The following is a 25,550-nucleotide window of genomic DNA, read 5'->3' as shown; positions in this document are numbered from 1 at the left end:
TGCAAGCTCAATATACACTCCCATTTCAAGCTGGGATTGCCAAGCGACGGCGAACAGCAGCAATGCATTTTTACTATTGCTTAACCATGCCGTGGCAGAAGCCGCACCGGCGGCCGAAATCAGGCAACGAGGCTGATCAGGTCACCGATCTCGTCGGCTTCCAGCTCGACCACCCAGAGGTCGGAATCAAATCTCGCCTCTCGGGCGAGGAGCGCCTCGACCTTGCCGGCGTCCACATGATCGAGACGGAGTTCGAAGCGCCGCTCGCCACTGTCGGTCTCGTCGAAGACGGTTTGCGGCGCGGGCGCATAGAGTCGCTCCAGCCCGTCGCGAGAACGCAGGCGGATGAATATGGCGCCCGCCTCGGTCGCGCCCTTGCGCTCGACAGCGGCAAAGCCGCCGGACGAGAACACCCGGCGGATCAAGGCGGAAACGAAAAACTCGGACGTGACACGCATGGCCTCGCCTTATGCGAAGCCACGGCCCCTGTCAAAGATGGAAATCGCCGGCGGCGACATCGCCGATATGCACGCCCTGCAGCAGCAGATGATCCGCTCCAAAGGTGATCATCAACCCGGCTTTGCCGTCATGCATATGGTCCTGCTTGAGGGTGGCGAAATCGGCGACGCCGAAATCCGTGAGGTCGATGGCGTCGACCCCGCTGGAAAAATCGGTGACACGGTCATGACCGCCGTGCTGGGTGAAGATGAACAGATCACTGTCGGCGCCGCCGGTCAGCACGTCATTGCCACGCCCGCCGTCGAGATCGTCGCCGCCAGCCATGCCATTCAGATGATTGTTGCCACTGTTGCCCTCGAGCACATTGTAGCCGTCACTGCCTTTGCCGTTCAGATCGGCGCTACCGATCAGCTGCAGCTTCTCGACAAAGGCACCTAGCGTGTAGGAAGTGGCTGACCGGACCTGGTCTTGCGTGCCGCCATTCTTTGCCTCGATGACGTGAACGTCGGAGGAGTCGATCAGGTAAGTGTCGTTGCCTTTGCCGCCGAATATGGTCAGACCGTTGCCATCAGCGGGATATGCGCTTTGCTCGCGCAGATCGATGCGGTCATCGCCACCGCCGAGATCGATCATGCCGGCAATAGCGCCCCCTCGCCCATCGAGAATGTCGTTGCCGCGGCCCAAGCTCACGTCGCCATATAGCAGACCGTGATTGGTAACATGTTCGCTTGCGCCGCCGCTGTAGATCGAGAAATTGCCGCCGGTGATCGTGCCGTCATTGACGATGGCTGTCTTCTGGGACCCATGGGTTTCCAGGAAGATGCCGCTGATACCGCCCGACATCTGCGCACCCTTGGAATTGACCAACTGACCGTGGCCGGCTTCATGGACTTCGACGGCGTAGTCACCGCTCGACACAGTCGCGTTGTTGTCGAAATGGAAGTCTTTGCCGGAAAAATAGACCCCTTGGGAGCCGCCGTGGACAATGCCATCATTGGTGATCTGCTGGCCGGCACCATCCGAAGACAAGCCGCCAAAGGCGCCGTCGAGAAAACCGCCGGCGGCAATGGTCAGCCTCGTGTTGCTGCCCTCTAGTCCAACCGCCACATTGGACGGATTCGTGATCTGCCCCGCGAGCACGATCGTATTGCCAGTCGAAAGGACGCTTTCGACAAAAGCGAAATCGACATTGTTGGAGACTTTCACGCCGGGTTCGAGCACCCATTTTTGATTGCTGGAGTCGATCTCGTAGCCGTTGAATTGATCCGTTGTGATTTTGTGTGCCATCGTCGCCTCCTTCTGGGCAGACCGGTGCTGTTGATTTCGATATTCAGGAACGTGAGTTCATCAAGCGCGACACGCCTGGGCGTCAGGGCATCGCCGCGGATGAAGTATTCCACGTGTTCAATCGACTGCTTGCACCTGCCTGGCAGCAGCTCATGACTTTCATTATCTCCGGCCGCGGTTGATGTGCGGCTCATTTGCTTGATCTAACGATGGGTTCCCAATTTTTATTCGGAAGAAAATTCAGAAACCCAAATTTATTTCGAATTTTGTCGCGAAACTCGTTCGTTTCAATTGCAGCAATTTGCCCTTTATCCGAAATTAACGTTGTGTTCGGCCGTCATCCCGGATTATTTCCGGATGAAGTCACGGAAGCCGAAAATTCTATTTTTGTGAAATTCTTTTTTGGCATTTCATTTTTTGAGTTTCCTTCGTTACCCCGACATCTCGCAAGCCAGCGTGTGCCGGACCGTCAAGACCGATTTGAGTCCGTTCACGGACAGCAATCCAGTGAAGCTTGCCTTCGCGCTGGAGGGCACAAGAGGGCTGATTCTTCTCGAAGGTATGGCGACGCCCGACCGATAGAGGGGCGCGCAAATCGCCGACAGGAGATGATTGATGATCCGTCTGTCGCCGCGGACTTTGCTGCTAGGTCTCGGATGGCGTCAGCTTTATCGGAGGTCTGGGAACCGAAATGAGATTCCCGCTGGGCGACCGAAGTCAGAGCGCCCCGATCGACTTCAGCTTCTTGACGATACGCTCGGACGGTTCGCCCGTGACCGGCATGTTGTAGCTCTTCTCGAAGGCGCGGATCGCCGAACGCGTCGCTTCGCCGACCACGCCGTCGGCCTTGATGTCGGCATAGGCGAATTTGGTCAGTGCCCGCTGGATCTGCATGATCGCGGCCGGCGAGAGGCTCTCGGCGTCCGCCTTGCTGACCGATGCCTTGATTGTCTTGGCTGCCGGCTTGGCGTCAGGTTCGGCGGAGCGGATCAGGTCGGCGACGTCGTCGCCGTCGGCCTTGGCGGGGGTCGCCTTGGTGCTGGACGTCACTTCGTCCGTGGACGGGCGTTCGTCCGGGATGACGGCGACATCGTTGTTCTTGTTGCCGGTCATGATCTTCGCGAGAAGCGCCGACGTCGCCTCGCCCGTCTGGTCGAGCCCTTCCGTCTCCTGGAAGAACAGAATCGCCGCCGTGGTCTTCGGACCTGTCATGCCATCGGCGGGACCGTCATAGAGACCTTTCTGCGCGAGCGCCTGCTGGATCTGCCTGACCAGCGGCGATGCCATGGGCTTTGCCTCTTTCTCGGCCTGGGCCTTGGCGTCGATGTCCTTCTGTCGCTCGATGCGGAAGACGGTGACACCCGGTTCAGGGGCGACATCGCTCGCCTTGCTCGCCGATTTGTTCTTCTGGCTCTCGAACATGCGCGTGGCAAGCATCGGGTTGGGATGATGATGCGGCTGATACCAGAGCGCATTGGCGGCGACGAAGCAGAAGACGACGCCGAAAATGGCAGTGCCGCCGATCATCCGGGGATAGCGGGCGATACCAGCGGCCGTCGAATGCAAAGCGCGCATCGCCACCGATGGGCCTTTGCGGGCCGGCGCCTTGGCGGCGGGTTTCCGGTCAGGCGATTTTCGCTTGGGCTGAGCTGCCATGGCGCTTCTCTCCTGTCAGGGTGTCGTTGTTCTTTTCTTTGAGCCGCGGTGGAAACTCGAAGGTCTCTGCACCGGCGTCGCCCTCGCCGTTCATCGGGACGGTGACCGTGATGATGGTGCCGGCGCCTTCCTGGCTAGCGATGTCAAATGTGCCGCCATGCAGTGCCACCAGCCCCTTGACCAGAGCAAGCCCGAGGCCGGTGCCCTCGTATTGGCGCGCATAATCGCTCTGCACCTGCATGAATGGCCGGCCGATCAGCGCCAGCTTTTCCGCAGGAATGCCGATCCCGGTGTCGCTGACGCAGAGCATCAGATTGCGGCCGTCCGAATTGGCGTCGATCGCGACCACGCCGCCTTCGGCCGTGAATTTGATGGCATTGTTTGCCAGATTGATCAGGATTTGCTGGACGGCGCGACGGTCGGCCACGACATCATCGACGCCGCGGGCGACACGGGTTGTCAGCACCACGCCCTTGGCACGCGCCTGCAGCGCCAGCATGTCGTCGACGGCGCGGATCGCCTCGGCGATATGGAAGGGCTCCTTGATCAGTTCATAGCGACCGGCTTCGATCTTCGACATGTCGAGCATGCTGTTGACCACGTCGAGCAGATGATGGCCCGACTGGTTGATCAACGTGACATATTCCTTCTGCCGCTCGTTCTCGAACTTGCCGAAATATTCGCCGATCAGGATGTCGGAGAAGCCGAGGATGGCGTTAAGCGGCGTGCGCAATTCATGGCTGACGGCGGCGAGGAAACGCGTCTTCGCATCATTGGCCGAGCGTGCCTCGACCTGCCAGACCTGCGCATCGTTCTTGAGCGCCGCCTCGCCCGAAATGTCGGTCGTATGGGCAACGAAGCCGGCAAAGGCGCCATCGCAGGGCTCGGCAACCAATTCGGCGCGAACAGGGCGATAGGCTCCCTCGCCCACGCCGAAGGCAAACAGGAATTCGGCCGTGGCCCGCCGGGCGCCCTGGCGCAATTCATCGACGGCGCTCAGATAGGCGATGCGGCCGCCGACATGGATCGCATCGAGATAGGCAGACGAATCGAACTGTTCGACGGAAAAGCCGAACGCCTTGCGATCCGCGCCGTGCGCGGAGAGCAGAAGGCCCGCCGCGTCATGGCGGGTGACGAGGCCGGCCACGAGATTGAGCGTTTCGAGGCCCGTGGCAGCGCGACAAGCCGGCGCTGAGCGCCTGCGGCTGTGGCGCGTCAGGCCGAATTCGCGCGCGGCAAGGCAGAGCGTCAGCATGGTGGCAAACACGGCGGCAACGGCCGGCAAAGCCAGCGGAAAGGCGACGCCGGAGAACATCATCGCTGCCAGCGACAGAGAGGCTGCAGCGGCGGAGAGCGCGACATGAAGCGGCATCAGCCTGGTCTGGCCGCGGCCCGGCAGACGACGCGCACCGCTTTGACCGCGGTCATCCGTCCATTTGGCAAGCGCCTTTGCGGCCATGTCATTCCATCGTGTCAATGCGCTCGGCCTTCATTCCGAAACCTGATTTCAGCACATCGGAAAATCGCATTGCCGGCTTAAGGAAAGGCTAAAAAACACCGGTCGAAACCGTCGTTCCAGGGCCAAAAGTCCAGAAAAGAGACAGGTTTTCCGAACTCTTGAGATCGTGGTTAACGGGGTGTAATTGCTTAATAATTCGCAACTTTTGGGGTGAGTTTAACGATTGTGGCGACCCCTTGCGGGTCAACACCATGGACTCCTCGACCGGCGCCGCCATCTTCCTTAACAAGATCGTCTCGGATTTGAATCAAAACCACGCAAAATTGAATTCAAATGCGGTTATCTCAAATTTTCCGCGAATTCGAGTCGAATTGCCGTGATTGGCGGAAGGCGCTGTTTGCCGGCCGGTCATAGTGTGGCCACAAGCAAGCCGGCATCTGCCCGGCAAACAGACCGGGCTGAACGATCCGGCAAGACGGTCAAGGACGATCAACATGTTTGGGCTTCTCATCCGCGGCGCATTCTGGTTTTCGCTGGTTCTGGTTTTGCTGCCGATCTTTGACCAGGGCGCATCCGACCGGCTGCAGAAGGAAAAGGGCGTCGAGCTGACCGACGCGCTCGGCGCTGCGGCCGGCGCCATTTCCTATATGGGCTCGATGTGCAGCGAAAAGCCCGATGTCTGCGTCAAGGGTGCGGAAACCATTTCCACGCTTGGCAACCGCGCCAAGGAGGGCGCCCGTGTTGCCTACAGCTATCTCGACACACAATATTCCGACGACGGCAAAACCGCCGCCGCCGACAAAGTTCTGACCGGTTCGGTGCAAACCACGGACGATCTGCCGCGTCATATCCCCATTCCGGTTCCGCGCCCCAAGGACATCTGAGGCCGGATTCTGGACGACCGCCTCCCCTGCCTGGAGGTTCCCTGCCCAACTCGTCACCTTCGACACGCCGCAAAGCTCTGCTTTGCGGCGCTTTTTTTCTTGCCGCTTTCAAAAAATGGTCCAAACGCCTATATGGGCAATAGAGAAAAGGACCAAAGCATGGCATCGCTCGATCAGATTCTTGAGGATTTTTCCTATTTGGAAGAATGGGAGGATCGTTATCGCTATGTGATCGAGCTCGGCAAGGCGCTGCCCGACCTGCCCGACGCCGACAAAACGGCTGAGAACAAGGTGCGCGGCTGCGCCAGCCAGGTCTGGCTTGTCAGTGAGCTGAGCGGCAGCCCGGACCCCGTGCTGACCTTTCGCGGCGACAGCGATGCCCATATCGTCAGAGGTCTGGTAGCGATCGTGCTCGCCATCTATTCCGGCAAGCATGCTTCGGAGATCGCAAATCTCGACGCGCTCGACACGTTCCGATCCATCGGCATGATCGAACATCTTTCCGCCCAGCGCGCCAATGGCCTGCGCTCGATGGTCAACCGCATTCAGAGCGAAGCGCGCGCGAAGGTAATGGCATAACCTGCCTCGACCACCTTCTTCCTCCGACGAGGGCGCTGTCAACGAGACAGCTTCTATATTCCGATTCATGTGACCGGATCGCATGGCCCCCGAAAGACGGCCGATGAAATGGTTCGGAATCTCGACCGATGCGAACGAATTCAATAAAGGAATTTTTTCCTATATCATCACAAAAGAAAGGCAGCCCGCGAGCTGCCTTTGATCCTGTCGCCCGTCTTGGGTCAGGCGGCGGCGTTGGTGGGAGCGGCCGTCGTCGTCCGCTTCTTGCGGCCCTGGCCGAGACCCATTTCCTTGGCGAGGCGCGAGCGCGCTTCGGCATAGGCGGGTGCAACCATTGGATAGTCGGCCGGCAGTTCCCACTTTTCGCGATATTCTTCAGGCGTCATGCCGTAATGGGTCATCAAGTGGCGCTTCAGCGACTTGAACTTCATGCCGTCTTCGAGGCAGATGATATAGTCGTTGTGGACGGACTTCTTGACCGGTACGGGCGGCTTCGGCTTTTCGACAGCCGGCACAGGAGCTTCCTGCGACGACGTGTTGGACAGCGCGGAATGCACGTCTGAGATGAGGGAGGCGAGGTCGTTTGCCTGTACGACATGATTGCCGACGTAAGCTGCGACGATCTCTGCCGTCAATTCAACAAGCAATTCGCGGTTGCCTGTGGCGGTGGTGGCATCGTTCATTTGTTTCTCCTGAATGATCAACTTGCCCTGCTTCGCCGGTCGAGACCGTCGAAGCGATCAAACACAGAACCCAATGCAAAGAGACAGTACCGGCGGGCGAGTCGCTACCCCTAGCTTCGTACCCGTCTTGCTTGACCGCTCTCAAACCATTCCAAACAAATATACTTTCATCGGGTCGGCAATCCTTCTATTGCATGAGCAAAAGCCCAGTTCCCGACCTTGATTCTTGTATACACTCCGGAATTGAATCAACATTGAGGCTCTGTGCGGCTGGATTAACATTTTTCGACTGAATGTCCAATATATTTTTTCACTGTTTGCCCAGCAATATCACACAGACCTGAGCTAATCCGCTGGAATGCCCACAGTTGCGAAGGAAATATTTTACAGGCCGACAGAATTTGTCCTAAGCCTTAACTGCATTACACACAGATGCATCAAAATACCCCTGGATTTTTAGGGGTAATTTCTTAGAGTCCTGGATATTGTACTGACAACCCTGACAAGCATGTCGGAAAGACACACCCCGGTACCACGCCAAACGGACGTCAGGCGCCATCCCCATCGGATCGCGCAGCAGGCCCGCGCGATGCTTTTGCCAACAGATGTGCTGAAACCGGTGCGGTCAGCACGAAAAAGGCAATGGCCGCAAATGCTTTGACCCAGGTCTGCCAATCGTCGAGATGAATCGCGGCGGCAATCAGAAGAAGGCCTGAGCCTGCCGTCCCCGCCTTGGATGCCGCATGCATGCGGGTCAAAAGGTCGGGCAACCTCACCAGACCGAGGGCGGCAATCAGAGCGAAGGCCGACCCTGCCACCAGCAGCAGCGCCGAGAGAAGTGTCGCGACGTCAGTGCCGGTCATTTTCCCCCTCCTTTTTACCTGGATTATGCGTGACCTGGATGTAGCGCGCGAAAGCGGCGGTCGCGAGAAATCCGACGAGGCCGAGCGCCAGCGCAATGTCTATGTAAAGACCAAAGCCGGTCCTGACTGCAATAACGGCAATAAATCCGATGACGATTGCCACGAGCTGGTCGAGCGCCAGAACCCGGTCGGCGAGCGTCGGACCGAGAACCACGCGCAGTGTCGTGACCAGCATGGCGCAAATGAGAAGGACGATCGCAATATCGATGGCAGTGGCGAGGATGGCGGCGCTGTTCATGCGAATGCATCCAGGATCAGCCGTTCAAAACCGTCGGCGATCTCACCCGCTGCAACGGCCGGATCGGGGCAGTCGATGACATGCACATAGAGCGTGCTGCGGTCATCGCTGACATCGATCGCTAGGGTGCCGGGTGTGAGCGTGATCAGGTTGGCAAGCAGGGTGATCTCGAAATCACGCCGGACAGTGAGCGGGAAAGCGATGACTGCCGGCCGGACTCTCATACGCGGCGACAGTACAAGCTGGGAGACCCGGATCACCGACAGAGTGAATTCCCTGAAGAAAGCGAGGATCAGGCGCAAAATGCGCCACGCGCGGATGACAGGGTTCATGGATGCCTCTCGGGAAACACCGAGCCGATATAGGCTGAAGGCCGGACCAACCCGGCGGCGGCGCGGTTCGCAACCCCGATCAAGGGCTCCGGCCAGAGGCCGGTCGTCAAGGAGAATACCGTGAGGATGGCAACGACGACAATCTGAATACGTGGCTGCGCTCCGGCTGCGGCGGAGCCCGGCCGCCAGAAGGCGAGCAGGAAGGTTCGCCCCGCAGCGAAGGTGATGAGGAAGCCGGATACCAGGATCGTTGCGGCAAGCAGGCCGTGACCCGAGGCCAATGCGGCGCGTACCAGCAACGCCTTCGGCCAGAAGCCGGAAAGCGGCGGCAGGCCGGCAATGCTGAGCAGCAGGAGCAGCGCGAGTGCCGAGAGCCGCGGCGCACTGGCGTAAATTCCGCCGAGGCCGGCAACATCGAGACTGCCACAGGCCCGGCCGATCATCCCGGCGAGAAAATAGAGCGCAGTCATGACCATCATCGAATGCAGCATGTAGAATATCGCGGCGGAAACAGGCACTGCCCCGCCCAGCGCCAATCCAGCCAGCATGACGCCAATGCCGGCGATCACCCAGTAGCCGAGCATGCGGCGGATATCCGAGACGCCGATGGCGCCAAACCCGCCAGTCAACATGGTGAGGATGGCGACGATGCCGATCAGAGGCCCAAGACGCTCCGCCTCGACCGGCATCAGCATCAGGAGTATGCGCAGCATGGCATAGATGCCGACCTTGGTCAGCAGGCCGGCAAACAGCGCCGAAACGGTGGTGGCGGGGGTGTGATAGGCTGCGGGCAGCCAGAAATTCACCGGAAACGCGCCGGCTTTCATCGCGAAGGCAGCGAAATAGAGCATGGCCAGCGTGCCGAGCGGCAGGACGCTGCCCGATTTGGCGACTTTGATGGCGATATCGGCCATGTTGAGCGTGCCGAAGATCGCATAAAGATAGCCGGTGGCGATGAGAAAAAGCGTCGTGCCGACGAGATTGAGCAGGCCGTATTTTATCGCGCCATCGAGCTGCCCCGGTTCACCACCGAGCACCAAGAGCCCGAAGGACGAGATCAGCAGCACTTCGAACCAGACGTAGAGATTGAAGACATCGCCGGTCAGAAAGGCGCCCGTCACGCCCGCCATCAGGAACATCAGCATCGGATAGAAGCCGTAGCGGCGGCGGTTGGTGTCGATGTCGGCGAGGGAAAACAGGCCGGCCAGCAGTGCGACGATGGCAGCGGCGAGCGCCATCAACGCACCGAGCACGTCGACGGTGAAGGCAATACCGAAGGGTGGCAGCCAGCGGCCCATGACCATGGTCAGCGGGCCCTCGGTGGCGACACGGTGGAGGAGCATGGAATCGAGAAGGACGAGGAGCGACAAGGCGCCGAGGGCAAGTGGAGCATGCCATCTGAGACGCGTGCGGATCGTGGCGAGTATTGCGCCGGCGGCGATCATCAGCGCCACCGGCAGGATGGTCAGCCAGGCGGCGGATGGTGTTGAGGCGGTGTAGGCGGCGATGTCCGGGATCATCGGCGGCGGCCGATCTTGGGGGTATTACGGCTCATCCTGGCAGAGGGGGGTGTCGTGGACAAGATGATCGACGCCATTCTCCTCAATACTCCACCGGCGGCATCGCTTCTTCACGCGGCTCGGCGACGCGCATGTCGTTGCCATCGTCCGTGCCGAGCGTCTGCCAGGCGCGGTAAGCCAGCACCATGAGGAAGGCGAAGAAGGAGAAAGAGATGACGATCGCAGTCAGGATCAGCGCCTGCGGCAGCGGATTGGCGGCATCGGCAGCAAGCACCTTGCCGGAGACGATGACCGGCGGGATTTCGCGTGTGACCCGCCCTGCCGCGAAAAGCAGGAGATTCACCGCATTCCCGAGCAGCACGGTGCCGATCATGATCCGCACCACGTGCCGTGCCAGCATGAGGTAGATGGCGGCCGCGAAGAACAGGCCGGAGAGGACCGCGACGACCGCCGACATCAACCGTCCTCTCTTTCCTCGAGTGCCAGCAAGATGCTGGCGAAGGCGCCGAGCACGACGAGATAGACACCGAGATCGAAGGACATCACGGTGGAAAGGTCGAGCCCGGCGACATGGAACCACAGACCGGTCATGAACGGCACGCCGTAAAAAGCCGAAACAAGGCCGGAAAATGCCGATAGCGCGAGCCCGGTGCCCGCCAATGCCAGCGGGTGCAGCCGAAGAAGCCGGCGGGTGGGTTCGACGCCGAAGGCGAGCGCATAGAGCGCCAGGGCAGACGCTGCAAGCAGACCGCCGATGAAGCCGCCGCCCGGCGCATTGTGGCCGCGAAGCAGGACGAACAGCGAAAAGACCAGCATCAGCCCGGTCAGCAGCGGCGCCATGGTACGCAGAATCAGCGAGTTCATATTGCCTCCCGTTCCCGCTCTTCGGCATCCGGATCATTGAACGCGTGGCTCGGCTTGGGCGGACGCAGGCGCACCAGCGCGAGGATGGCGATGCCGGTGATCATCACAACCGCGATCTCACCCAGCGTATCAGTGCCGCGGAAATCGACGATGATGACGTTGACAACATTGGCGCCATGCGCCAGCACCTTCGATGTACGGCCAAAGAAATCCGAGAGCTTGGTATTGAACGGCACTTCCAGCGCCCTCAGTAGGAAGAGCGTGAAGCCAAGGCCACAGGCAATGGCAATCCCGGCATCCTTCACGGCCTCGGGCAGCGCGCGCCGGTCCTCGATATCGAGTCTGAGCCGCGTCATGATCAGCGCCAGAATGACGACAGACAGCGTCTCGACGATGAACTGGGTGAAGGAAAGATCAGGCGCGCCAAACAGCAGGTAAAGTACCGCGACCGCAAATCCCTGAATGCCGAGCGCGACGATGGCCGTCAGCCGGCTTCTGGCAAGGAGTACCGTGATCAGGCCAATCACCGCAATCAGCAGGAAGCCGGTTTCGCGATATTTCATGCCCACCGGCCAGGCAGGCCAATGGGGCAATTCGCCGTGCAACAGCATTGGCCAGAACAGGCTGAGCGCGACCACGGCAAAGATCGTCGTGAGATAGATCTCCAGGCTTCCCGGCTGCAGCGCCTGGCGCAGACGATGGCTGAAGCGGACAAGGCCGGCAACGGCTTGATCAAAACCACGATCGGGTCCCCAGCCGATCACCTGCAGCAGCCAATCGATGAAAGCGCGCGCAGGCGCCAGACATGCAAGGATGGCGCCGCCGAGGAGCATGGTCGCCAGCGACAGGCCGAAGGCGAGGCTGAGATGTGGTATCGCCGATGCGTCGAGGATCACGGCATGTCCGACAATGGCGGAGGCCATTGGCGAGATGAGGCCCGCATGCCAGGGCGCGGCGATGAGCGCCGCGAACAGCCCGCCGAGCGCCAGCAGCATCGGGCCGGCCATCAGGAGCAGAGGTCCGTCATGGGCAGGCCTCGGGGTTTCGACACGGCTGCCGAGAAATGGGGGCAGAGCGACAGCAAAACCGATGGCAAACATCATCGCATTGCCGAGGATGGCGGCGGCAAGCAGAAACAGGTGCGCACCGCCACCCGTGAGCGCCGCATAGATCTCCTCCTTGGCGACGAAGCCGGCGAACAGCGGCATGCCGCCCATCGAGGCGGCCGCCAGCAATGCCGCGGCGAAGGTGAGCGGCATGGCGTGCCGCAAGCCACCGAGACGGGTGATGTCGCGCGTGCCGGCCTCATGGTCGATGACACCGGCAATCATGAACAGTGCCCCCTTGAAGAGCGCATGCGCGACTAGATAGAGCGCCGCAGCCTCGACCGCCTGCTCGCTGCCGATGCCGGTCAGCATGACCAGCAGGCCGAGCGAGGCGACCGTCGTCTGCGCCAGCATCAGCTTGAGATCTGTCTGCCGGAGCGCTAGCGAGCCACCCACCAGAAGCGTAACGCCGCCGAACAGCGGCAGGAGCACCTGCCAGAGCCCGGTTGCGCCAAAGACCGGGTAAAGCCGCATCAGAAGATAGACGCCGGCTTTCACCATGGTGGCGGAATGCAGATAGGCGGAGACGGGCGTTGGCGCTTCCATGGCGTTCGGCAGCCAGAAGTGGAAGGGAAATTGCGCCGACTTGGTGAAAGCGCCGGCGAGCACGAGGACAAGCGCCAAGGGCATCAGCGGCTGATCACTCAGGGCTGCGGGCTTCGCGAGCAGGCTGGAGAGATCAACAATACCGGCAAGCGTGCCGGTCAGCATCAGGCCGGCCAGCAGGCAAAGCCCTCCCCCACCGGTGACCAGCAGCGCCTGAAATGCCGCGCGCCGGGCGGCCTTTCGTTCATGGTCGAAGCCGATCAGCAGAAAGGAGGTGATCGAGGTCAGCTCCCAATAGATGAACAGCATCAGCAGATTGTCCGCCATCACCAGGCCGAGCATCGAAGCCGAGAACATCAGGATGAAGGAAAAGAACCGCCCCTGTTGCGGATGACCTTTGAGATAGAAGCCGGAATAGAGGACGATCAGCACGCCGATGCCGGCGATCAGCAGCGCGAAGGCTTCGGAAAGGCCATCGAGCCGCCAGGTGAAATCCGCCCCCAGGCTCGGCACCCAGGAAAAGCCGCCGCGTATCACGGTGCCCGCCGCGATTTCCGGAATTTGGGCCAGGCAGAGCACGAAAGGCGCGGCGAGCGAAAGCGCCAATAGCCATGCTGCCCGGTGGCCGAGGCGGGCCACGAGCACCGGCGCCAATGCCGCTCCAATCAAGGGCAGGAACAGACTGGCCGTGATCAGGCTATCCGCCGCCAAGTGCTTTCCTTCCGCTCGCTCCGCGCCGACATCTTTGCGCATGTCGCCCCAAGCCGAGGGCTACATTCGCGCGACGTGCTGTGGGTTTCGAGACATAAAGGCGAAAACGCCCCCGTTCCAGCCGGAATCGAGGTTCTGCAAGAAAATCGAATGCAAGGCGCCGGGCGCCAATCAGGTTTGGGCGCCGGTGAAACAGACCAGAACGGCCGCATAATGTACGCCGGCGGCGGCAAGAACGAAACCATGCCAGATAACCGCGTTGAAACGCAGCTTCTCCCAAACGTGGAAGATGACACCCAGCGTGTAGATGACGCCACCCGTCACGATGAGGATCATCGTCGCCAGCGACAGAACGCTGGAAAGCCGCGCTCCAAGCATCACGCCGCTCCAGCCCATGGCGAGATAGAGCACCAATGACAGCCTGTCGAAGCGCCCGGGAAAAGCGAATTTCAGAAAGATGCCGAAGATGGCGACGCACCATATGCCGATCAGATTGGCCAGGATCAACGGATCGGGCAAGCCCATTTCGAGGAACGGGGTATAGGTGGCCGCAATCAGCAGATAGATCGCCGAATGGTCGAACCGGCGCAGAATCCATTTCACCTTGCCAACCGGACAGAGATTATAGGCGAAGGAGAAGCCGAGAGAAGCGACCAGCCCGATACCATAGACCCAGGCAGCCAGAAGCGAGCCTACCGTACCCCAGACGGTGACGTAGAAGATCAGCACGGTTACCGCGATCAGGGCAGCAACCACACCGATGCCGTTGACGATGCCATCGGCGATGACCTCATCACGGTTATAGCGCCAGGAAACACCGTACATCGCCGCCATGCCGTTTCGTACCAGTCAGGGCATCCAGAAAACCATGGTAACTCGGATCGATCAACCCGTCCATTGACGCAGGCACGCCACACTTCTGTGTGAATGGTAAACGATCTGCGGGCCGGCGCGCCAAAATGGGACAGTTGCGCCCACGCAAATCACCGATCCACCAGCACCGAGCATTTGGCGTGGCGGACGACGCGGTCGGCCGTGGCGCCGAGCAGGTAATTGGAGAAATTCGGCCTGTGCGAAGCGATCATGATCAGGTCGGCGCCGATCTCATCGGCAAGCAGCAGGATCTGATCGGCCGGCGCGCCGACCTTGACGGAAATTTCCGCATTGGCGCCGCAAGCTGCGTCGAGCGCCTTGAGGCGCGCTGTCGCTTCGGTGACATTCTGGTCGGTGAAGTCGGCCGGCACTTCGATGGTCAGATAGCCGGGAAGATTTTCGGTGACGTTGAGCAGCACGATGCGGCCACCCTCGCCTCTCAGCATCATTGCTTTCCTGAGAATTCTTTCGCCCTTTTCGATTTGCGCCATGTCCACGGGAACGATGATCTTGCTATACATTTCAAGCCTCCAAAAATCCGCGCAGAGATTGTCTGTCTGCACGTATGTTCCAGAGTCCGCATCGGGCCGTCTTGATCAAAATCAAGAGCTTGTTGGAATGATAAAGACGCCGCTTCAGGCGATGAAATTGATGCCCATGCGGCCGATCGCCTCGATGTCGCGGCCATAGACAGCCTGGAGACGCGCAATCATATCGGCATCTTCGATCGCGAGCCGCGGATTGGGCTCGTCGAATTTCACGCGCCGCATCATCTTGCTGATCTTCGACAATTCCTGGCGGCTGAACTTGCCCTCCAGGGCCTGCATCACTTTCAATCCCTTGACCGTCATCGACGGCAGGACGACCCGGTTGGAATCGTCGATTTCGAGATCGAGACCGACACCTGGCGCAAGCCGTTCGAAGACCCTGCGGGCATCGCGCGAGAAAGCTTCATAGGTCCAGACGGTCAGATTTTCGCGGCCGACGGCCTCCGCAACGGCGCCGACCGCCTCGGTCCAGCCACGCTTCTCGACATCGAAGCTCTGCAGGTATTTCTGGTAGTCCGGCTCCCGGCCGTTGGTGGCGAGCTGCAAGTAGGCCGAGGGCAGGAAATCCTTATAGGAGCGGATGGCAAAGAAATAGTGTACCTCGTGCTTCCTGAGCACCGAGGTCATCAGCCGCATGCGATTGCCGATATTGCGATAGAGGCCGCCCTGCCGGTGGTTGAAGACGAGCATGCCGGCGAGGTTCTCGTCCGAGAGGATCGCCAGAGACGTGGCTTTTTCCCTGGCGAGGAATGCATCCATACGGTGTTCGAGCATGGGAGCAACGGCCACCGACAGAAACGGATAGGCATGGATGAGCGTGTTGAAATAGCGGCCAAAACCTTCCTGGAAGGTTTTTTGCGGCGGAAAGACAACGCCCGCCTTCTGCAGCACACCAAGATTGCGCCTGAGCTGGCTCTGCACGAATGTGGTCGCGGTCTTATGCGCTCCCAGATGAAGGTGAATTCTCATTCCGCAATCCGGTTTTTGGAAACTGTACCTGCCGGGCGCGGATCCGCACTCCCTCCCCGTCCTTTGGCACAAAGTCCTGCCGGCAACAACGAAATTTGACGCAGGCGCGCAACCACAGGCCTGTCCGTTCGATATTCGGACAGGTCTGCGGGCACCAGGCTTTACGTGAGAAGGCTCAGTTCTTAACCAGTTTGGACTTGCGGGCGATGATATGGAGATAGCGCATCAGCCGTTGATGGGGTGGCCTGCGCCGGCCGGACAGCCGCTCCTCGATCAGTTGGAAGGAATAGTTCTTCGGCAGGAGTTCCAGCCCGCCGCGAATCACCGTCAGCGCCTTCTCCTGCTCGCCGGCCTCGATCAGCATCAAAGCCAGTGTACGAACGATCAAAGGCACGCGCGGCGCATCTGCATGCGCGAGTTCAAGTGCCTGGATGGCCTTGAGATGCGCCTGGTCGGTGGTCGCGGCGAGCGCATAGTCGACGAGGGCTCCAACCTGGCGGGTCTTCTCGGCGGTGGCCAGCCGTGCTGCGAGTACGTCCTTGTTGGTACGCTTGAGCACGACATCGGTATGATCGAGTTCCGACAACAGCGCCCTGCGCTGGCTCAGCGGCTTGTCGCGTTGCTGTTCGACCGCATCGACCATGGCATCGAACGTATAGGCGGGTGAATAGCCGACCCAGTCGAGCCAGGCGGGCGAGACCTGCATTTCCAGGAGCCTGTCGAGACTATGGTCGGGACGCAGGTTGACCATGACCCCGCTCGGCACGAAGACATGCGTGCCATATTTGTTGGAGACGCCGAAATTGCCGATGGTGAAGAAGGGAACACCGTGATTGAGGCCGTCGAACACGGCCGTCGACGAGACGGTACCAAGCAGCGAGGCTTCGGCGAGTTGCATGTCGAGCGGCCGATAGTCGACCGTCAGGTTGGGGATCGACAGTTTGTCGAAATAATCGGCGGGATGATAGATCGAGGCGTGGAAGGATTTTTCGCCTTTGGCGATGCGAGGCTTGATCGCGACATCCCATTCGGGATTGGCTTCCGCCAGTTTGGCCAGCAGCGAAAACATGTGCGAGCGGTCCTTGCGGATGCCCGGCACGATGATTTGCTCGCAGAACACCATCTTGCGACGCTCGGTCACCACCCGCTCGCCCGGCTTGCCGCGGTGGAGGCCGGTCAGGACCGCCTTGGGCGCCTCCTTCTCGCGGCCGAGCAGGAACTCATCGAAAAGGATTTTGTCGCGCCGTCCGTTGAGGCCGATAATGTCGCAGCCGAGCCGCCAGAACAGGCCCTCTTCGAACTTCTCGAAGACCAGCCCATTGAAGGCCGTGAAGACAACGGGACGCCGGACCGAAAACAGCTTGGAAATACTCTTCAGGTCATCACAGGCCGCCTTGACCATGCTGCCGCTGGTGAACAGACCGATGGCCGAAAAATCTTTTTCCAGCGCCAGATAGGCGAGCGCATTGCGTTCAGCCTCCACGACAGGCGCGCCGAGCGAATCCAGAACCAGTTGGGCATTGGCGGCCAAGGCCGACTTCCTGGGAACCATGAACGTGGTGTCCCAACCCCGAGCCCCAAACGCTCGCGCATATTCGATACCGGCAAAAACCTGACTGTCAGAATCGCAGAAAAGCAGAAGCGACGTCACGATACCTCACATTCGACAGAATCAGCTCTGATATTAGGTCGATCGCCTCCTGACGAAGAGCAGCGATCAACACTGGGACGTTTGGCGCAGAACTTTCCAATATCGCAGTGCAAAAAAAATGCAAGATGCCCGTCTTATAGAATCGAGAAATGAATCGCCTTTGCGACATTATAACCGGCCGTTTTTTGGAATTGAAATTGATGATATAGACGTACTATACGATCGATTGACTTTAGTATTGCCATGCAACTGAAAGCATTGATTTTTCCAGGCTGTTCAGATTTTCACTGTACCGCAGATTGTTTTTGAACTACTTCATCTCGATAAGAATAAACTGCGGCATTTTCGACGGCAGTGGGCGACGAACAACTTGTTCCACGACAGCGGCCAAGTCGCCCTCCCCCAAGATTCCCGATTTGTCCGGTGCTTCAATGGTCAGTTCGACGGGCTGAAAAGCCGCGGGAAATTTCGGTTGCGAGCGATGGACCACCTCTGGGATTGCTGCTATATCACGCGGCCAAAAAACAAGGAGTATGCGCGTGGCAGATGGTTCGAATAAAGCAACCAATCCGAATAAAGTGAAGAAGAATATTATTGTTCTTAAAGAACACAATATTGCCTATGTAAGAATTCCCAAGGTTGCCAATTCTTCCATCAAGTTCGTACTCGCGCATCGTATGCTTGACGTTCCCGAAGATAAACCGATCAAGGGAACAACGAAGGACGCCTATTGGCGCAAGGCCGAGAAGGCCGACTTGATCGGTTATCAAGACTTCCGCAAGCTCTACAAGGATTTCTTCTGCTTTTCTTTCGTCCGCAATCCCTTCGACAGACTGATGGCCTGCTATAACAATAAGATCATCGAAAATCCGTCGCTGACGGGTGCGATGGAAGAGATGGGCCTGACACTGGGTATGCCGTTTGAGGAATTCGTCAACATCGTTGCGAAAACGCCTGACGGGAAGTCGGATGTGCATCTCCGCTCGCAGGCCGGCATGCTGGCGCGAAGGGATGATTCGGTCATCCCACAGTTTGTCGGCTATCTCGAGAAGATGGGCGAAGACTGGGCCAGGCTGAAGGACGTGATGACAGAGCGCGGTTTGAAGCCCTTCGGCGACCTGCCGTCGATCAACGTTCGCCGCACCGACAAGAAGGACGACGTCAAGACCTTCTACACCGACGAGCTGCGCGAGAAGGTGTTCAAGCGCTACGAACGCGATTTCCGGCTGTTCTATCCCGACGTCAAACTCTGAGGCCGCCCAAAGGCTGGCGCCGGCAATCCATCGCTGAAAGCTGCAACGCTTTGCGTCAGCGCACCAGCCAGCGACGGAGCGCCTTCGACACCGCTTGCAACCCCAAAAGCCGCTTGAGTGGCGGCTTCTGGTATTGCCGGCCGAGAACGCTGTCGGTGCCGTGTTTCTTCATCAGATAGTCCCGCAAGGCGGGCGAATGTTCCGGCGCTAGCAGTTCGTCGGCAATCGGCGGCCGAGGACGGCGCGCCGCCTCGATGGTCTCGATGACCAGTGCCGCCACCGTCGTCCGCGGATCGGCGGCATGCGAAGCAAGCCAGTCTGGATCGGCCCTGCCGGCAAAGGGAAGCGACAAGTCGGCAAACGAGACAGTCAGGCCTGAGCCGTAGAAATACTGCAGCCCGTAATCATCGTGGGCGCCGAAATCGGAGATGATCACCGTCGGCACGCCGGCATAGACAGCTTCGACGGCCACGGTCGAGCTGACCGTAATGCAGTGGCCCGCGCTCGCAAGCAGCCGGTCGGCGCGTTCAGAGGTGATTTCCAGATTGGCCGGCCAGCCGCCGGCCTTGCGGGCGGCCTTGTCGATCAGCGGCGCGATCGGGTGCCACGTCTGATGCAGCGTCGCCTGGCCATCGACGGTGCGCGGCTTGACGAGGATTTTGTGAGCGGGATAGCGGCGGGCGAGTGCTACCAATTGCTCGGCGAGGAACATCCGCTCGGCTTCATAGCGGGGAATGATGGCCTGCTCGAAAAAGACAGCCGGACCGGTCGCTCCATTGGGCGCGCGCTCGATGGTCTGCAGCACCGGCGCGACGCCGAAGACGCGGGCATTGGCGCCGTCATTGCCATAGCTCCTGCACATCAGCTGGTAGTCCCGGCAGTCATCCGGACTGTTGAGCCAGAGGAAATCACTTGAGGCGCGCATGGAAAAGCCGTCATAGCCGAAGCGCAGCACGAGACCCGGGTAGATCGACACGACGAGCGGGCGGCTCGTGCCCAAAGCCTTGACCCGATGCAGCAACCGGCGGGTCGAAAGCCCTTCGAGGCAGGAAAGCACAATGTCGTAGCGAGCGATCTCGCCTGAACTGCACAATTCCTCAATGCTGACCCAGCGCACCTTGCCGTCCAGACCGGCAGCATCGATCTGGCCGCTTTCTATCTGCGTCGCAACCCGCGCCCTGACCAGCGCCAAGTCCACCGTGGCGCCCGCCTGTTCGTAATAAGGCGAGATCAGCCGCGCCGAATTCAGGAAGGAATCGTAGGAAGCAAGGGCGAGGACGCGCATCTAACAGAAAGGATCCATTGATTTCATGACAGCCGAGTGGCGCGAAAGGAGCAGGAACTATGAAATATTTTCAAGCCCCTTCCTGCCAATTCAGGAGAAAAAACGGCCGCGCCGTCAGATCATGCGATTGTCCAGAAGATAGTCGCTCAATGCCCGCAGCGCGCCGTAGCCGCCGGGACGGTCGACGACGAGATGCGCAAGGTCGCGGATTTCCGCCCGGGCATCGGCAGGCGCTGCGGCGAGACCGGCTGCTTTCATACAATCCATATCATTGATATCATTGCCGATATAGACGATATCGCGCCAATCGAGGCCGTTTGCCTGGCGCCAGGAATCGAGCTTTTCCAGCTTGCCCTCGACGCTGCCGTAGATTTCCATCCTGAGCTTGGCGGCGCGCGCCTGGACGACGGGATTGGTTTCCTTCGTCAAGATCAGCAGCTTCAGGCCGGCCTTGCGCAGCCTCTCGATGCCCATGCCGTCGGCGCGACTGCAGGTAACTGCCTCGGTGCCGTCCTGGTGGACGACCACGCGGTCGTCGGTATGGACACCGTCGAAATCCGTGACCAATGCCTTGAACGGGCCTTTGGGGATTTCCCGTTTCGCCGGCGCTTCAAGCACCCTGGCAAAGGCTTCCGCAATCAGCCAATCTTCGTTGCTGTCGATTTCGATCGTCGGCGCGTCGATTGCCACGACTTTCGTCACGCCGCAGAAACGATTGCCTTTTTCGCGGAACGGGGCGACGCGCATGACATAGACGGCGCCGTTTTCGCGATAACGCTTGGCCATGTCCTGGCGGCGCTGGCGCGGCAGGCGGTGATCATGGGTAATGCCGGCGGCGGTGCCGTCCGGCTCGATCTTCCAGATGAAGCCATGATCCTCGACGGCGCTGAAGGCGCAATCCGTGCCCTCCTGCATCACCGTCTCAACCACCTTGTCGATGTCGGCGCCGGTGGTGAAGGGCGAGGTGCATTGCAGGAAGACGAGGATATCCGGATCGCGGCCGTCGGCGGCAGCGATCACGTCGAGCGCATGGATCAGCGCCGATTCGGAACTTGCGGTCGAACCGGAAATGTCAGGGGGACGCTTGATGGCCTGCGCGCCGGCCTGGCGCGCGACCGAAAGGATGTCCTCGCCATCCGAAGAAACATAGACCGCGCCGACAGTTCTACTGTCGAGCGCGGCTTGGATGGTTCGGGCCACCAGAGGCGTTCCGTTCATCGGCCTGACGTTCTTGCCAGGCAGGCCGACGGAACCGCCGCGGGCGGGGATCACTGCGACGACATGCATCAGGACGCTTGCCGGATCTGACCGCCGTGCTTTTCCTCCGTCCACTTGAGCTTCTTGCGCTGCACGAGCTCGACGTCGAGCATCTCGGTGTCCTTGTAGGCGACGGCGAGACGGACGTTCTTGAGGTCGCGGCACAGGCGGCGCATGCCATCCGGCTCAAGGCTGGCGGCGTGGTCGGTGCCTTTCCAGGTACGGTCGAGGGTGAAGTGGCGCTCAACCCATTCGAAATCGCCCTTGCCGTAGATGTTGCGGCCGATAATGCCGGCGGTCATGGCTGCGACATCTGCGGCGATACCGAGATGATGGCCGGAGAAGCCGACCGACTTGACGCGATCGCCGTAATGCTCCTGCAGGCGGTTGATTTCGAGCACGCAGATGTCCTGGAACGCAACCGGATAGCCGGAGGTGCAGGCGTAAAGCACGAGGTCTTTGCCGCGGCCGCGCTCTTCATAGAACGACACCAGGCGATCGGTCTCATCATGGGTGGTCATGCCGGTCGAGACGTGGATTTCGCCGTCAAAATTCTTGCAGAGATAATCCTGCAGCACATAGTGCTGGTTGGTGGCCGACGGCAGCTTGATCAGATTGGGCTTGAGCGCGGTGATTTCCTGCGCGGACGTCAGGTCCCAGACGGAGGTCGAGTAGTCGATGCCGTTCATGCGGCATTCTTCCTGCAGTTCCTTGTGCTGGCCGACAGAGAATTCGAGGAATTCGCGATGCTCGCCATAGGTGTTGCCGTAGGCGTTGGCCGGCACAGGGTGCGGCTTATTGTACTCTTCCGGCGTCAGAAGCTCGCGATTGTTACGCTTCTGGAACTTGGCCACATGGGCGCCGCAGACCTTGGCAGCGACGCGGATCAATTCCTTGGCGGTGTCCATGCTGCCCATGTGATTGCAGCCGATCTCGGCTATCACTTTGATTTCCTTGGATTCAGTCATTGAATTCTCCTTTCGGGGCTTCGACGCACGAGGCCGAAGCAAGGCTTATGGAGAAGCGCATATACAATTCAGCCGTTCCTTACAATACGTTGCCGGGAATGCGACCGGTCGCTTTCTGTTAATGACGGCAACCGTAATGTGTTTGAAACCATATTGTTGGCACAATGAAAAAGTAATAGCTTCAGGCTACCGCGGGGGTGGCTACCGTGGACGCGGGCAATTGACCATGCCGCTGAGCGCGTGCGACAATGGAATCCGCGAGGATCTGAGGCTTTGAAGAGGCTGAGCTCTGCTCGTCGGCCATTAAGATCAAGTGAGTCGCGCTATTAAGAAAGTCGGCAGATAGTATGGCAGTTGTGGAATCGTTGGACGTCGATCAGGGCGGCGCAAAAGAACCAATCAAGTTCCCCGCAACCAAAGAAGAGCGGCGTGAAGAGCGTATCCGCCGCAGGATTGAGCGTCGGAAACCTGGCGAGGCCGAAGCCGAGGCACCGCTGGCGCCTTCCGAGTCTGACGACTATGTGATCGCCCCCGAGCCGGTTGAGACTGAGGTATTCCGAGACGAACCGCAGAAAAAGCGGCGCTCACTGGCGGAGAGGCTGCACCTCTCCTGGACTTTTCTTTCCTTCCTGGTGATGGTGGCAATCCCCGGCAGCGGCATCGGCTTCTACTATCTGTTCATCGCCAGTCCGCAATATGTCGTCGAGACTGATTTCTCCGTGCGCGGCTCCAACCAGTCTTCGATCGCGAGCTTCGGCCTTTCCGGACTGTTCGGCAGTTCGGTGCAGAACAACGATTCCTATATCGTCACGAGCTATATCAGCTCGATACAGCTGATCCGCGACGTGAAGGAGCAGCTTGGCATCGATCTTCGGCAATACTATTCCGGCAACAACGTCGATTTCTACTATCGAATCCCAGCCGATATGCCCCTGGAAAAGTTCAACAGCTACTGGGACAACATGATCCAGGTGAGCTTCAACTCGACTTCGGGAAACATCACGCTCTATACTTATGCCTTTAGCGCCGACGATGCCAAAGCGGTCGCAGACGCGGTGCTGAAGGTTTCGGAAAAGCTCACAAACGACCTCTCGGAGAGCAATCGGCAGCAGATGACGTCTGTCGCGTCGAAGCAGGTCGAGCGCTCGGAGAACCGGCTGCGCAAGGTGCGTGACGAGATGAGCAAACTGCGCGCGAAGGTGGAGGTCATCGATCCCACGATCCTGGTGAAGAGCAATGCGGAGCTCACCCAGAAGCTGGAAAACCAAATGAGCGACCTGAAAACCCGGCTCGCGACCCTGCTTGAAAGTGTCAGCAAGGATTCACCGTCCGCGCGCACGCTGCAGAAGCAGATCAATGCTCTCCAGGACCAGATCGCGTTCCAGAAAGGGCGAATCAACAAGTCCAACAGGACCGGCGCCGTTACCACCACGGACTCCAATGACGCGAACGTCACTGAAGTGGTCGACAAGTTCGAAGGTCTGACGATCGACCAGGACTTCGCCACAAAGGCCTATACGACGTCGCTGGCAGCGTTCGAAGCAGCGCTTTCAGAAGCACAGAAGCAGGAGCGGTACTTCGCGACCTTTGTCGAACCGATCCGTCCTGAGATTGCGCTTTATCCGCTGAGGTGGCTCAATACTTTCGTCGGCTTCGTCACGCTATTTGCGATCTGGCTGATCGCCCAGTTCCTGTTCCGCTCGTTCCGCGATCACGCAATCTAAGCAGGTTCCGGAAAAGTGTCCCACGGTTTTCCGACAAGAACCTGCGACAAAACAAGAGACTCCAGGCGGACGAATCGTTGGCTCGCCAACGAAAGTCTGCTTAATGCAGGCCGGGCGGCTTGCCGCCCGGATCACTCCGACATGACAGGAATAACTTTCAGATGAGTGCTCATCGGTCTGATTCGGCACCCATTCGTGTGAACATTCTGCACGGAGCGGTCAACAATGCCCGCATCATCGTGGCGTTGATTTTCCGCGAAGCTGCCCTGAGGTTCGGCGATACCCCGTTCGAGTATGTGTGGACACTGGTTGAGCCGTCGGCGTTTATCGGCATTTATCTGTTCTTCCGCCTGGTTGTGAAGGACTCCAATCCCATGTTCGGCGACAGTTCCATCCTCTTCCTGCTGACGGGGATCATTGCCTGCCGCGCCATCCGCGCGACGATTGCCAAAGGCATGAAGGGCATTGTCACCAACCTGCCGCTTTTCGAATTCGGCGCCATCCGGCCGATGGATGCGGTTGTGGCGAGAACCACATTGGAATTCACCATCTGGCTGCTCATCCTGACCACGTTCCTGGCCGCCGTCCAGATCATCGTCGGCGAGCAGGTGGTGGTCAATTTTCAGCGCATGGTTATTGCGCTGCTGATGGTTTATTTTTTCTGCATCGCGATGTCGATGTTCAATGCGACCGTGGGAGCGTTGTGGCCGCTGTGGCGCAGCCTGTGGAGATTGATGGCGCTGCCGCTCTACCTGGCATCCGGCATTTTCTTCGTGCCGGTGCAACTGCCGCCGAACATTCTCAGTTTCGTTTGGTGGAACCCATTCCTGCATTGCGTCGAGGCTATCCGCGAAAATTCCTATCTCGACTATACATCTGTCTATAGCCCCACTTATCTCGCCTCCTTTTCCGCAGCGTTTATGCTGATTGCACTCACTGTCGAGCACGTGTGGCGCAAGGAAATCCTCAGATCACGGTACGAAGACGACGAGGAAGAACTATGATCGTCTTCGACAATGTCGGCAAAGCCTATCGCAACCGCAAGGGCGAGATAAACTGGCTCATTCGCAATTTCAGCGGCGCGGTAGAACCGGGAAAAAGCCTCGGGATTCTAGCGCCTCCCAGCCAGGGGAAGACGACCTTCATCAGTATGGCTGCCGGCAATGAAAAACCGAGCGAGGGCTCGATTGTCCGCCGCGGCGAAATTTCCTGGCCCTGGGGCAGCAACAGCGTTATTTCCGGCAGACTGTCCGGCCGCCAGAACATTCGCTTCCTGAGCGATCTCTATGGGCGTAATTTCAACCGGGTTCACGAATTTGTTCGCGAATTCGCCGACCTTGGCAAATATCTCGACGGCCCGTTGCGCAACTATAACGGCGAGATGAAAGCGCGTCTCGGCATCAGCCTTTTGTTCGCCATGGACTTTGAATTCATCCTGGTCGACAACAGCATGGATGGCGGCGACATGACATTCCGCCGGAAATGCGCCAAGTATCTTGAGGACAATCGGAACAATCTGACATTTCTGATCGCTACCGAAAGACCGAACCTGGTGAGCAAATATTGCCAGACCGCGGGCGTGCTGTTTGAGGGCCAACTCACGCTCCATGATCGGGTCGACCAGGCGCTGGCGCATTTCAACAAGGTGAATTTGGTGGACGCTTGAGGCTCGCTGCGCAGGGTTTACTGCGCAGTCCGATCTCGGCCGGAATATCCGCCAAGCCAGAGTTTTTTCATATTTTTCATAAACTTACGATCAGAGCGAGAATTCCTCA

Annotated in this window: 25 protein-coding genes; 6 read left to right on the top strand and 19 right to left on the bottom strand. The window is 59.2% G+C overall.

Annotated features, from left to right (window positions below; all coding sequences use genetic code 11):
* Window positions 1–119 precede the first annotated feature (119 nt).
* The 4 genes from AC1DYF_RS00920 to AC1DYF_RS00905 form a co-directional block, all read right to left on the bottom strand.
* Window positions 120–458: a DUF1491 family protein gene (locus tag AC1DYF_RS00920; protein ID WP_477874277.1), complete on the bottom strand. Its 339-nt coding sequence runs from the start codon at window positions 456–458 to the stop codon at window positions 120–122.
* Window positions 459–489: 31 nt separating this feature from the next.
* Window positions 490–1,746 carry a hypothetical protein gene (locus tag AC1DYF_RS00915; protein ID WP_477874275.1) on the bottom strand — a complete coding sequence of 419 codons (1,257 nt, stop codon included), beginning with the start codon at window positions 1,744–1,746 and terminating at the stop codon, window positions 490–492.
* A gap of 717 nt (window positions 1,747–2,463) precedes the next feature.
* Window positions 2,464–3,402 (bottom strand): peptidoglycan-binding domain-containing protein, encoded by a 939-nt coding sequence (locus AC1DYF_RS00910; protein ID WP_477874273.1) that lies wholly within the window; start codon window positions 3,400–3,402, stop codon window positions 2,464–2,466.
* Entirely contained in the window at window positions 3,371–4,861 is a 1,491-nt protein-coding gene (locus AC1DYF_RS00905) for a sensor histidine kinase (RefSeq protein ID WP_477874271.1), read from the bottom strand. Before AC1DYF_RS00905 ends, AC1DYF_RS00910 begins: the two co-directional genes overlap by 32 nt.
* Window positions 4,862–5,355: 494 nt before the next feature.
* Between AC1DYF_RS00905 and AC1DYF_RS00900 the strand changes: the two genes are divergently transcribed.
* Together AC1DYF_RS00900 and AC1DYF_RS00895 are read left to right on the top strand one after the other, a co-directional pair.
* Window positions 5,356–5,745, top strand: coding sequence for a DUF5330 domain-containing protein (locus AC1DYF_RS00900; protein ID WP_477874269.1), 390 nt, complete (start codon window positions 5,356–5,358; stop codon window positions 5,743–5,745).
* 159 nt (window positions 5,746–5,904) lie between these two features.
* Complete coding sequence (locus AC1DYF_RS00895) at window positions 5,905–6,324, top strand: SufE family protein (protein WP_477874267.1); 420 nt, start codon at window positions 5,905–5,907, stop codon at window positions 6,322–6,324.
* Between the two features lie 221 nt (window positions 6,325–6,545).
* Here the strand turns inward: AC1DYF_RS00895 and AC1DYF_RS00890 are convergent, their stop codons facing one another.
* The 12 genes from AC1DYF_RS00890 to AC1DYF_RS00835 form a co-directional block, all read right to left on the bottom strand.
* The gene (locus AC1DYF_RS00890) at window positions 6,546–7,007 is read right to left on the bottom strand and encodes a Ros/MucR family transcriptional regulator (RefSeq protein ID WP_477874265.1); all 462 of its coding nucleotides are present in this window, start codon (window positions 7,005–7,007) and stop codon (window positions 6,546–6,548) included.
* 548 nt (window positions 7,008–7,555) lie between these two features.
* Window positions 7,556–7,870 carry a monovalent cation/H(+) antiporter subunit G gene (gene mnhG, locus AC1DYF_RS00885; protein ID WP_477874263.1) on the bottom strand — a complete coding sequence of 105 codons (315 nt, stop codon included), beginning with the start codon at window positions 7,868–7,870 and terminating at the stop codon, window positions 7,556–7,558.
* Complete coding sequence (locus AC1DYF_RS00880) at window positions 7,857–8,168, bottom strand: cation:proton antiporter (RefSeq protein WP_477874261.1); 312 nt, start codon at window positions 8,166–8,168, stop codon at window positions 7,857–7,859. Before AC1DYF_RS00880 ends, mnhG begins: the two co-directional genes overlap by 14 nt.
* Window positions 8,165–8,500, bottom strand: coding sequence for a Na+/H+ antiporter subunit E (locus AC1DYF_RS00875; RefSeq protein WP_477874259.1), 336 nt, complete (start codon window positions 8,498–8,500; stop codon window positions 8,165–8,167). Before AC1DYF_RS00875 ends, AC1DYF_RS00880 begins: the two co-directional genes overlap by 4 nt.
* Window positions 8,497–10,020: a Na+/H+ antiporter subunit D gene (locus tag AC1DYF_RS00870; protein WP_477874257.1), complete on the bottom strand. Its 1,524-nt coding sequence runs from the start codon at window positions 10,018–10,020 to the stop codon at window positions 8,497–8,499. Before AC1DYF_RS00870 ends, AC1DYF_RS00875 begins: the two co-directional genes overlap by 4 nt.
* Window positions 10,021–10,102: 82 nt before the next feature.
* On the bottom strand, window positions 10,103–10,477 hold the full coding sequence (locus tag AC1DYF_RS00865; protein WP_477874255.1) for a Na+/H+ antiporter subunit C: 375 nt from the start codon (window positions 10,475–10,477) through the stop codon (window positions 10,103–10,105).
* Entirely contained in the window at window positions 10,477–10,884 is a 408-nt protein-coding gene (locus tag AC1DYF_RS00860; protein ID WP_477874253.1) for a Na+/H+ antiporter subunit B, read from the bottom strand. Before AC1DYF_RS00860 ends, AC1DYF_RS00865 begins: the two co-directional genes overlap by 1 nt.
* Entirely contained in the window at window positions 10,881–13,247 is a 2,367-nt protein-coding gene (locus AC1DYF_RS00855) for a putative monovalent cation/H+ antiporter subunit A (protein ID WP_477874251.1), read from the bottom strand. Before AC1DYF_RS00855 ends, AC1DYF_RS00860 begins: the two co-directional genes overlap by 4 nt.
* Before the next feature lie 171 nt (window positions 13,248–13,418).
* Window positions 13,419–14,081, bottom strand: coding sequence for a PAQR family membrane homeostasis protein TrhA (trhA, locus tag AC1DYF_RS00850; protein WP_477874249.1), 663 nt, complete (start codon window positions 14,079–14,081; stop codon window positions 13,419–13,421).
* Window positions 14,082–14,230: 149 nt separating this feature from the next.
* Window positions 14,231–14,641, bottom strand: coding sequence for a universal stress protein (locus AC1DYF_RS00845; protein ID WP_477874247.1), 411 nt, complete (start codon window positions 14,639–14,641; stop codon window positions 14,231–14,233).
* A gap of 114 nt (window positions 14,642–14,755) precedes the next feature.
* Window positions 14,756–15,637 carry a hypothetical protein gene (locus AC1DYF_RS00840; RefSeq protein WP_477874245.1) on the bottom strand — a complete coding sequence of 294 codons (882 nt, stop codon included), beginning with the start codon at window positions 15,635–15,637 and terminating at the stop codon, window positions 14,756–14,758.
* Between the two features lie 175 nt (window positions 15,638–15,812).
* Window positions 15,813–17,288 (bottom strand): DUF6716 putative glycosyltransferase, encoded by a 1,476-nt coding sequence (locus AC1DYF_RS00835; protein WP_477874243.1) that lies wholly within the window; start codon window positions 17,286–17,288, stop codon window positions 15,813–15,815.
* A 533-nt stretch (window positions 17,289–17,821) separates the two neighbouring features.
* On the opposite strand from AC1DYF_RS00835, the gene AC1DYF_RS00830 reads away from it, so the two are divergent.
* Window positions 17,822–18,541: a sulfotransferase family protein gene (locus AC1DYF_RS00830; RefSeq protein WP_477874241.1), complete on the top strand. Its 720-nt coding sequence runs from the start codon at window positions 17,822–17,824 to the stop codon at window positions 18,539–18,541.
* Between the two features lie 55 nt (window positions 18,542–18,596).
* Here AC1DYF_RS00830 and AC1DYF_RS00825 read toward each other — a convergent pair whose 3' ends face one another.
* From AC1DYF_RS00825 to AC1DYF_RS00815, 3 genes are all read right to left on the bottom strand, one after another.
* Complete coding sequence (locus AC1DYF_RS00825; RefSeq protein WP_477874239.1) at window positions 18,597–19,826, bottom strand: DUF6716 putative glycosyltransferase; 1,230 nt, start codon at window positions 19,824–19,826, stop codon at window positions 18,597–18,599.
* Between the two features lie 114 nt (window positions 19,827–19,940).
* The gene (locus tag AC1DYF_RS00820; RefSeq protein ID WP_477874237.1) at window positions 19,941–21,113 is read right to left on the bottom strand and encodes a cytidylyltransferase domain-containing protein; all 1,173 of its coding nucleotides are present in this window, start codon (window positions 21,111–21,113) and stop codon (window positions 19,941–19,943) included.
* On the bottom strand, window positions 21,113–22,051 hold the full coding sequence (locus AC1DYF_RS00815) for an N-acetylneuraminate synthase family protein (RefSeq protein WP_477874235.1): 939 nt from the start codon (window positions 22,049–22,051) through the stop codon (window positions 21,113–21,115). Before AC1DYF_RS00815 ends, AC1DYF_RS00820 begins: the two co-directional genes overlap by 1 nt.
* A gap of 347 nt (window positions 22,052–22,398) precedes the next feature.
* Here AC1DYF_RS00815 and AC1DYF_RS00810 point away from each other — a divergent pair, with 347 nt between their 5' ends.
* From AC1DYF_RS00810 to AC1DYF_RS00800, 3 genes are all read left to right on the top strand, one after another.
* Window positions 22,399–23,775 carry a KpsE/RkpR family capsule polysaccharide export protein gene (locus AC1DYF_RS00810; protein WP_477874233.1) on the top strand — a complete coding sequence of 459 codons (1,377 nt, stop codon included), beginning with the start codon at window positions 22,399–22,401 and terminating at the stop codon, window positions 23,773–23,775.
* A gap of 197 nt (window positions 23,776–23,972) precedes the next feature.
* The gene (locus AC1DYF_RS00805; RefSeq protein WP_477874231.1) at window positions 23,973–24,779 is read left to right on the top strand and encodes an ABC transporter permease; all 807 of its coding nucleotides are present in this window, start codon (window positions 23,973–23,975) and stop codon (window positions 24,777–24,779) included.
* Window positions 24,776–25,441 (top strand): ABC transporter ATP-binding protein, encoded by a 666-nt coding sequence (locus AC1DYF_RS00800; RefSeq protein WP_477874229.1) that lies wholly within the window; start codon window positions 24,776–24,778, stop codon window positions 25,439–25,441. Before AC1DYF_RS00805 ends, AC1DYF_RS00800 begins: the two co-directional genes overlap by 4 nt.
* Window positions 25,442–25,550 lie beyond the last annotated feature (109 nt).

It is taken from the genome of Rhizobium sp. P2_G9, assembly GCF_056403475.1.
This window is presented reverse-complemented; position numbering and strand designations above follow the sequence as displayed.

Excerpts from the sequence above, each read along its gene's own strand:
- AC1DYF_RS00920 (WP_477874277.1), bottom strand. The coding sequence starts at position 458 with ATGCGTGTCACGTCCGAGTTTTTCGTTTCCGCCTTGATCCGCCGGGTG.
- AC1DYF_RS00915 (WP_477874275.1), bottom strand. The coding sequence starts at position 1,746 with ATGGCACACAAAATCACAACGGATCAATTCAACGGCTACGAGATCGAC.
- AC1DYF_RS00910 (WP_477874273.1), bottom strand. The coding sequence starts at position 3,402 with ATGGCAGCTCAGCCCAAGCGAAAATCGCCTGACCGGAAACCCGCCGCC.
- AC1DYF_RS00905 (WP_477874271.1), bottom strand. The coding sequence starts at position 4,861 with ATGGCCGCAAAGGCGCTTGCCAAATGGACGGATGACCGCGGTCAAAGC.
- AC1DYF_RS00900 (WP_477874269.1), top strand. The coding sequence starts at position 5,356 with ATGTTTGGGCTTCTCATCCGCGGCGCATTCTGGTTTTCGCTGGTTCTG.
- AC1DYF_RS00895 (WP_477874267.1), top strand. The coding sequence starts at position 5,905 with ATGGCATCGCTCGATCAGATTCTTGAGGATTTTTCCTATTTGGAAGAA.
- AC1DYF_RS00890 (WP_477874265.1), bottom strand. The coding sequence starts at position 7,007 with ATGAACGATGCCACCACCGCCACAGGCAACCGCGAATTGCTTGTTGAA.
- mnhG (WP_477874263.1), bottom strand. The coding sequence starts at position 7,870 with ATGACCGGCACTGACGTCGCGACACTTCTCTCGGCGCTGCTGCTGGTG.
- AC1DYF_RS00880 (WP_477874261.1), bottom strand. The coding sequence starts at position 8,168 with ATGAACAGCGCCGCCATCCTCGCCACTGCCATCGATATTGCGATCGTC.
- AC1DYF_RS00875 (WP_477874259.1), bottom strand. The coding sequence starts at position 8,500 with ATGAACCCTGTCATCCGCGCGTGGCGCATTTTGCGCCTGATCCTCGCT.
- AC1DYF_RS00870 (WP_477874257.1), bottom strand. The coding sequence starts at position 10,020 with ATGATCCCGGACATCGCCGCCTACACCGCCTCAACACCATCCGCCGCC.
- AC1DYF_RS00865 (WP_477874255.1), bottom strand. The coding sequence starts at position 10,477 with ATGTCGGCGGTCGTCGCGGTCCTCTCCGGCCTGTTCTTCGCGGCCGCC.
- AC1DYF_RS00860 (WP_477874253.1), bottom strand. The coding sequence starts at position 10,884 with ATGAACTCGCTGATTCTGCGTACCATGGCGCCGCTGCTGACCGGGCTG.
- trhA (WP_477874249.1), bottom strand. The coding sequence starts at position 14,081 with ATGGCGGCGATGTACGGTGTTTCCTGGCGCTATAACCGTGATGAGGTC.
- AC1DYF_RS00845 (WP_477874247.1), bottom strand. The coding sequence starts at position 14,641 with ATGTATAGCAAGATCATCGTTCCCGTGGACATGGCGCAAATCGAAAAG.
- AC1DYF_RS00840 (WP_477874245.1), bottom strand. The coding sequence starts at position 15,637 with ATGAGAATTCACCTTCATCTGGGAGCGCATAAGACCGCGACCACATTC.
- AC1DYF_RS00830 (WP_477874241.1), top strand. The coding sequence starts at position 17,822 with ATGCGCGTGGCAGATGGTTCGAATAAAGCAACCAATCCGAATAAAGTG.
- AC1DYF_RS00825 (WP_477874239.1), bottom strand. The coding sequence starts at position 19,826 with ATGCGCGTCCTCGCCCTTGCTTCCTACGATTCCTTCCTGAATTCGGCG.
- AC1DYF_RS00820 (WP_477874237.1), bottom strand. The coding sequence starts at position 21,113 with ATGCATGTCGTCGCAGTGATCCCCGCCCGCGGCGGTTCCGTCGGCCTG.
- AC1DYF_RS00815 (WP_477874235.1), bottom strand. The coding sequence starts at position 22,051 with ATGACTGAATCCAAGGAAATCAAAGTGATAGCCGAGATCGGCTGCAAT.
- AC1DYF_RS00810 (WP_477874233.1), top strand. The coding sequence starts at position 22,399 with ATGGCAGTTGTGGAATCGTTGGACGTCGATCAGGGCGGCGCAAAAGAA.
- AC1DYF_RS00800 (WP_477874229.1), top strand. The coding sequence starts at position 24,776 with ATGATCGTCTTCGACAATGTCGGCAAAGCCTATCGCAACCGCAAGGGC.